The sequence below is a fragment of the Streptomyces sp. NPDC001108 genome (assembly GCF_053598535.1).
The window spans coordinates 1-1254 of sequence record NZ_JBSFKL010000050.1 but is presented as its reverse complement, the minus strand read 5'-3'; the positions used below and the strand labels follow the sequence as shown (position 1 = coordinate 1254).

Here is a 1254-nt window from a genome sequence, read left to right as displayed (position 1 = left end):
GTAGGAGAGCCGGCGTGAGCTTGAGGATCGTTGTCTGTGTGAAGTATGTGCCGGATGCGACGGGTGACCGGCGTTTCGCTGATGATCTGACGGTGGACCGTGAGGATGTGGACGGTCTGTTGTCGGAGCTGGACGAGTACGCGGTGGAGCAGGCGTTGCGGATCGCGGAGTCGGCGGACGATGCGGAGGTGACGGTGCTGACGGTGGGTCCGGAGGATGCTCGGGACGCGTTGCGCAAGGCGTTGTCGATGGGTGCGGACCGGGCTGTTCATGTGGAGGACGAGGGGTTGCACGGCAGTGATGTGATGGGGACGTCGCTGGTGTTGGCGAAGGCGGTGGAGAAGGCCGGTTTCGATCTGGTGGTGTCGGGGATGGCGTCGACGGACGGGACGATGGGTGTGGTTCCGGCGTTGCTGGCGGAGCGGTTGGGTGTGCCGCAGGTGACGTTGTTGTCCGAGGTGTCGGTCGAGGGTGGTGTGGTGCGGGGGCGGCGTGACGGTGATGCGGCGTCGGAGTCGGTGGAGGCTTCGTTGCCGGCGGTGGTGTCGGTGACGGACCAGTCGGGTGAGGCGCGGTATCCGTCGTTCAAGGGGATCATGGCGGCGAAGAAGAAGCCGGTGGAGTCCTGGGATCTGGAGGATCTCGGGGTGGAGGAGGACGAGGTCGGTCTGGCGGGTGCGTGGACGGTCGTGGAGTCGGCGGCGGAGCGTCCGGCGCGGTCGGCGGGCACGGTCGTGAAGGACGAGGGTGAGGGGGGCCGTCGGCTGGCGGAGTTCCTCGCGGGTCAGAAGTTCATCTGACCGGCCGGGTGGGGCCCTCCGTGGCCCCTTTCGGGTTCGTCGGGTCCTTTCGCGGTGCCTGTGGCGCCTGTGGTGCGTGTCGTGTCCTGTTCTGTTGTTTCTCTGCTAGTCGCGTAGTCGCGGGGAGTGTGTCTCATGGCTGAGGTCCTGGTTTTTGTCGATCATGTGGATGGTGCGGTTCGTAAGCCGACGCTGGAGCTGCTGACGCTGGCGCGTCGGGTGGGTGAGCCGGTGGCGGTCGCGGTGGGTGCGGGTGCGGGTGGTACGGCGTCGGTGCTGGGTGAGCACGGTGCGGTGCGGGTGCTGGTGTCGGAGGCGCCGGAGTTCGGTGAGTTCCTGGTGGTGCCGAAGGTGGACGCGCTGGCGGCGGCGGTGGCGGTGGTGTCGCCGGTGGCGGTGCTGGTGCCGTCGTCGGCGGAGGGCAAGGAGGTCGCGGCGCGGCTGGCGGTGCGGA

Annotated in this window: 1 protein-coding gene and 1 pseudogene; both read left to right on the top strand. The window is 68.0% G+C overall.

Annotated elements, in window-relative coordinates:
* Positions 1 to 14: 14 nt before the first annotated feature.
* Positions 15 to 800, top strand: coding sequence for an electron transfer flavoprotein subunit beta/FixA family protein (locus tag ACWC97_RS33955; protein WP_385480086.1), 786 nt, complete (start codon positions 15 to 17; stop codon positions 798 to 800).
* A gap of 135 nt (positions 801 to 935) precedes the next feature.
* Positions 936 to 1254: pseudogene (locus tag ACWC97_RS33950) on the top strand (electron transfer flavoprotein subunit alpha/FixB family protein); the annotation flags it as partial.